Raw genomic sequence first — 1,545 nt, 5'->3', positions numbered from 1 at the left:
CTAGAAAGGAGGTATTCCAGCCGCACCTTCCGGTACGGCTACCTTGTTACGACTTAGCCCCAATTACCGGTTTTACCCTGACACGCTCCTTGCGGTTACATGCTTTAGGTACCCCCAGCTTTCATGGCTTGACGGGCGGTGTGTACAAGGCCCGGGAACGTATTCACCGCGTCATTGCTGATACGCGATTACTAGCGAATCCAACTTCACGGGGTCGAGTTGCAGACCCCGATCCGAACTGTGAATGGCTTTTCGAGATTGGCATCACATTGCTGTGTAGCTGCCCGCTGTACCATCCATTGTAGCACGTGTGTAGCCCCGGACGTAAGGGCCATGATGACTTGACGTCGTCCCCGCCTTCCTCTCTGCTTGCGCAGGCAGTCTGGCCAGAGTCCCCACCATTACGTGCTGGCAACTGGACATAGGGGTTGCGCTCGTTGCGGGACTTAACCCAACACCTCACGGCACGAGCTGACGACAGCCATGCAGCACCTAGTTTCCTGTCCCGAAGGACGCATCCGTCTCTGGATGCTTCAGTAACTTTCAAGCCCGGGTAAGGTTCCTCGCGTATCATCGAATTAAACCACATGCTCCTCCGCTTGTGCGGGCCCCCGTCAATTCCTTTGAGTTTCACCCTTGCGGGCGTACTCCCCAGGTGGATGACTTAACGCTTTCGCTTGGACGCTTACGGTATATCGCAAACATCGAGTCATCATCGTTTAGGGCGTGGACTACCAGGGTATCTAATCCTGTTCGATCCCCACGCTTTCGTGCATCAGCGTCAATAACGGCTTAGACAGCTGCCTTCGCAATCGGTGTTCTGAGACATATCTATGCATTTCACCGCTACTTGTCTCATTCCGCCGTCTTCAACCGCATTCAAGCACTTCAGTATCAAGGGCACTGCGACAGTTGAGCTGCCGTATTTCACCCCTGACTTAAAGTGCCGCCTACGCACCCTTTAAACCCAATAAATCCGGATAACGCTCGGATCCTCCGTATTACCGCGGCTGCTGGCACGGAGTTAGCCGATCCTTATTCTCCAGGTACGTTCAGCCACCTACACGTAGGTGGGTTTATTCCCTGGCAAAAGCAGTTTACAACCCATAGGGCAGTCGTCCTGCACGCGGCATGGCTGGTTCAGGGTTGCCCCCATTGACCAATATTCCTTACTGCTGCCTCCCGTAGGAGTCTGGTCCGTGTCTCAGTACCAGTGTGGGGGATTCTCCTCTCAGAGCCCCTAGACATCGTCGCCTTGGTGGGCCGTTACCCCACCAACTAGCTAATGTCACGCGAGCCCATCCATATCCTATGAATATTTGACCTCTTCCCGATGCCGGGTAAAGGTGTCATGCGGTGTTAATCCGAATTTCTTCGGGCTATCCCCCTGATATGGGTAGGTTGCTCACGCGTTACGCACCCGTGCGCCACTCTCACCAGATGGTAGCAAGCTACCACTGGATCCCGTCCGACTTGCATGTATTAGGCCTGCCGCTAGCGTTCATCCTGAGCCAGGATCAAACTCTCCATTGTAGAATGAAGTGT

At 54.2% G+C, this 1,545-nt stretch carries 1 rRNA gene; it reads right to left on the bottom strand.

Annotation, left to right across the window (positions count from 1 at the left end):
* Window positions 1–4: 4 nt before the first annotated feature.
* A 16S ribosomal RNA gene (locus ACP6L2_RS18110) occupies window positions 5–1,533 on the bottom strand.
* Between the last annotated feature and the right edge of the window lie 12 nt (window positions 1,534–1,545).

The organism is Sphingobacterium lactis, assembly GCF_051951495.1.
GTDB classification, from domain to species: Bacteria; Bacteroidota; Bacteroidia; order Sphingobacteriales; family Sphingobacteriaceae; genus Sphingobacterium; species Sphingobacterium lactis_A.
Note: the sequence above shows the minus strand (reverse complement) of the source record. Positions and strands in the feature narration are given on the sequence as shown.